Below are 3380 nucleotides of genomic sequence, written 5' to 3'. Positions count from 1 at the left end.
TGAACCGCCCCGGTTTTACCGGAGAGGGATTGGTTCAATAGTTAGGCTGCTTTTTCATCAGCGTTCAAGGTTTTGTAGAATTTCTCCTCTGCTTCTTGCGGCGTGCCATATCCGATGGCGCTGTACAGGCGGTCGGTGTTGTACCAATCGACCCATTTGAGGGTTTCCCATTCGACCTGGCCAACTGATTTCCATGGTCCGAGGAAGTTGATCACCTCAGTCTTGAACAGGCCGATGATGCTCTCGGCCAGGGCGTTGTCATAGGAATCCCCGACGCTGCCGACCGAGGTGTCGATGCCGGCCTCGGCCAAGCGCCCGGTGTATTTGATCGACAAGTATTGCGATCCGCGGTCGGAGTGATGGATAAGCTTGTCCGCCTCCGACGGTGCCCGCTGGCAGATGGCCCGGTTCAGTGCGTCGAGGACGAAACCGGTGGTCATCGAAGTGGACACGCGCCAGCCGACGATCTTTCGGGCAAAGACGTCGATCACGAAGGCGACGTAGACCATGCCCTGCCAGCTTGAGACATAGGTGAAATCCGAAACCCAGAGCTGGTTGGGCATCTGAGCCACGAAGGCCCGGTTCACCTTGTCGTCCGGGCACGGTTGGGCCGCATCGGGATTGGTGGTGATGACCTTCTTGCCCCGGACAACGCCCTGCAATCCCATGGTTCGCATCAGCCGTTCCACCGTGCAGCGGGCGATGTCACGCCCCTCACGGCGCAGGACATGCCAGACCTTGCGAGCGCCATAACGGCCCCGACTGGCGTCATGGACACGCTTGATTGCGTCTTTGTCCAACAGGTCGCGCTTTGCCCTTGCTGATGCCAGATCGGGATCATGTTCAACGGCCTTGTGTGCGTAGAAGGTCGATGGTGCGATCCCCAAGACCCGGCAGATCGGCCCGACACCAAAGACAGTCCCATGCTCCCCAATGAAGGCAATCATCGCTTGAATGGGCCGTCGAGCTCCGCCGCCGCGAAATATGCGCTGGCCTTCTTCAGGATCTCATTGGCGGTGCGAAGTTCACGGTTCTCCCGCTCCAACTCCTTGATCCGGTCCTTCTCGGCGTTGGTCAACCCGGCTCGCTGACCGGCATCACGTTCGGCCTGCTGGCACCAGGCTCGCAGACTGTCAGGTGAGCAACCCAACTTCGGCGCAATCGCGCGGGAGGCGGCGGTATCACTGGTGTAATCTGCTCGGTTCTCTCGAAACAGCCGAACACCGCGTTCGCGCAGTTCAGCCGGATAGGCGGGGGTGAATCGTCTCTTCGTCATAGGGCTCATCCTTTGAGTGTTGTACTCTCCGGTAAAACCGGGGCGGTTCATAGTGTCGCGACACGCGCTGACCGTCTTGTCGAAGCTCACCTCGTCGTTCAAACCAATTGCGCAATCCGTGCGCGATTACGATTTTGTCCCAGAACGTCCGCTCTGCGTTGATCGTCGTCACGTCATGAACGCTCAGATCAAGACTTTGGATATCTGAATTAATGTATGGTTCTATTGTAGCGGGCTGGTTGGGATCGAGTGCTGATTTTGCCCCGGATTCTATTTTTACAGCAGCTTGGACATAGCCAGTTTCTGAGGCATCAACGCGTGGATACCTAACAAGTAGAGTCTGGTTGCTTGGATCGGTATCGTCAATTTCCACCTGGCCTTTACCCTGCGTGTCCTCTGCCAGGACCTCCGTCACTGCTGCGTGAAGGTCAGTGGTGATGTAGCGGCTACAATCCGCAGTTATTGCCTCGAGCATCGCTTTTCGCTTCTTGTTCGAAAGATCAGCGATTTCCACAGTAGTCGCTGGGTAACCAAGATCATCGCGGAACACGGTGACATCAATGTCTTCGGAAAAGCGATTGATCAGGCCATAGGCTTTCGACAGCGAAGTTCCCCCCTTGAAAAGAAGGCGCGGACCATTGGCTGGAAGACGGTGATAGAGGGTGTTCAATGTCCAGCATACCCAGAAGTCCTTCTCAATGTTGATGAGTGGTGCGCCCAAACGTTGGGCGGTCATCAAGAACAGGTCAGCACGGTCGGCCGGCGCGGCAGAGATGATTTCCTGGTATGCTTTTATCGTCATGCGCGCGCCTCGGCAGATGCGGAATTGATCGGATCGCGCAAAATGTCTTGCATCCAGATCGGCATGGCCGAAAGGCCCGAGCGAAGGTCTTGCCGTAGTCGTTGACCATCCTTCTCATCTGCGAGCAACCTTAGAATGATGTGATCGAGCCTGGAGCGTTCTGAATCACTTTGCATCGCATCGTTGATCCAGTGCAGCGCTTGGACAAAGTACATGCCTGGCCGGTCAGCCCAGTAAAGGCGGCTGGGGGCTGCCTGCTTGAAGACGATTGCTTGCTCTCCAATCTGGATTGGCTTCAGGCGCGCGTCGGTCAAAACTTCGATTTTGGCAGGGACTGCATTTGTCAGCCCCAAAGTGTTTGCCGCTGTCATACCGTCGACAACCAATCGAGCCTGATCCCGTCGCGCAATCGCGTCGATTACTGCGCGATAGTCCGGCACTGTTGATTTGCCCGTTAATTTGTTGGTTCTTGGCTTGTCATAAAGACCGCGTGCGATGCGACGGAGATCGTTGGATTTGGCCATGCGTTGTAGCGCCTTGTCCACGGCATCGCGCGATCCAAGATCAACGAAGTCGACAGGCGTCCAAACCGTACCGGGTTTGGCGAGAGTGCGGTCAAGGATGCGTTGCGGCAGTGTTTGTTGATCATCTAGATTCTGCATGTCCGAAATATACTACATTTTTCGGACATGTGCGAGTCCGAAGAATACGGCATATTTCGGACATCAAACAGTACGCGCATTTCAAAGAGTTAAGGGATATGCCAAACTCTACGAGCCTGAACCGGGTGGTGTGCCGCGTTTACGCGAAGCGGCCTGTTGGGCACATCTGCGGCGCGACTTCCATGATTTTTGGACCTCAACAAAATCCGAGATTGCCCGCGAGGCGCTCGATCAGATCGGCAAGCTCTACGACATTGAGCGTGACATCAACGGTCAACCCGCTGACGTCCGTCATGCCGCGCGGCAAAAGTTGAGCAAGCCAAAGGTCACGGCCTTCTTTGCCTGGTCTGAACAACAACTCCTGCGCATTCCCGGCAAAAGTGATCTGGCCAAAGCCTTCAGGTATGGGTTGAGCCGCAAGGATGCCTTCAGCTTGTTCTTGACGGACGGCCGTGTGGCCATCGACAACAATCCGGCCGAGCGCGCACTGCGTCCGATTGCGAACGGTTGGTCATTATGCACCCCCTTTTTAAGTGCTTGTAAACATTGAAAGCTGCTGGTCGCTTTGTGTGCGACACGGGCGCTTTTTGCGGCGTAGTGCTTGTATTACTTGATCAGATTGTAGGTCTTCGGTCCTGAT

The 3380-nt window shown here is 55.7% G+C and carries 3 protein-coding genes, 1 pseudogene and 1 other annotated feature; of the genes and pseudogenes, 1 reads left to right on the top strand and 3 read right to left on the bottom strand.

Annotated elements, in window-relative coordinates:
• Positions 1–41: 41 nt before the first annotated feature.
• The 3 genes from ACFWW2_RS16555 to ACFWW2_RS16545 form a co-directional block, all read right to left on the bottom strand.
• Positions 42–1276 (bottom strand): IS3 family transposase gene (locus ACFWW2_RS16555; RefSeq protein ID WP_393929731.1). Its coding sequence is split into 2 segments (ribosomal slippage): positions 42–976 and positions 976–1276, totalling 1236 coding nucleotides; the frame shifts between segments, so codons are not numbered across the junction.
• Positions 873–989, bottom strand: a sequence feature (AL1L pseudoknot). Its footprint overlaps the gene before it by 117 nt.
• The gene (locus tag ACFWW2_RS16550) at positions 1239–2078 is read right to left on the bottom strand and encodes a nucleotidyl transferase AbiEii/AbiGii toxin family protein (RefSeq protein WP_393929729.1); all 840 of its coding nucleotides are present in this window, start codon (positions 2076–2078) and stop codon (positions 1239–1241) included. Before ACFWW2_RS16550 ends, ACFWW2_RS16555 begins: the two co-directional genes overlap by 38 nt.
• Positions 2075–2740, bottom strand: a complete 666-nt coding sequence (locus ACFWW2_RS16545; protein ID WP_393929727.1) for a DUF6088 family protein — start codon at positions 2738–2740, stop codon at positions 2075–2077. Before ACFWW2_RS16545 ends, ACFWW2_RS16550 begins: the two co-directional genes overlap by 4 nt.
• A gap of 91 nt (positions 2741–2831) precedes the next feature.
• On the opposite strand from ACFWW2_RS16545, the pseudogene ACFWW2_RS16540 reads away from it, so the two are divergent.
• Positions 2832–3248, top strand: a pseudogene (locus ACFWW2_RS16540) (IS66 family transposase); the annotation flags it as partial.
• Between the last annotated feature and the right edge of the window lie 132 nt (positions 3249–3380).

The organism is Yoonia sp. R2-816, assembly GCF_046762905.1.
In the GTDB taxonomy this organism is placed as follows: domain Bacteria; phylum Pseudomonadota; class Alphaproteobacteria; order Rhodobacterales; family Rhodobacteraceae; genus Yoonia.
Note: the sequence above shows the minus strand (reverse complement) of the source record. Positions and strands in the feature narration are given on the sequence as shown.

Excerpts from the sequence above, each read along its gene's own strand:
- ACFWW2_RS16550 (WP_393929729.1), bottom strand. The coding sequence starts at position 2,078 with ATGACGATAAAAGCATACCAGGAAATCATCTCTGCCGCGCCGGCCGAC.
- ACFWW2_RS16545 (WP_393929727.1), bottom strand. The coding sequence starts at position 2,740 with ATGCAGAATCTAGATGATCAACAAACACTGCCGCAACGCATCCTTGAC.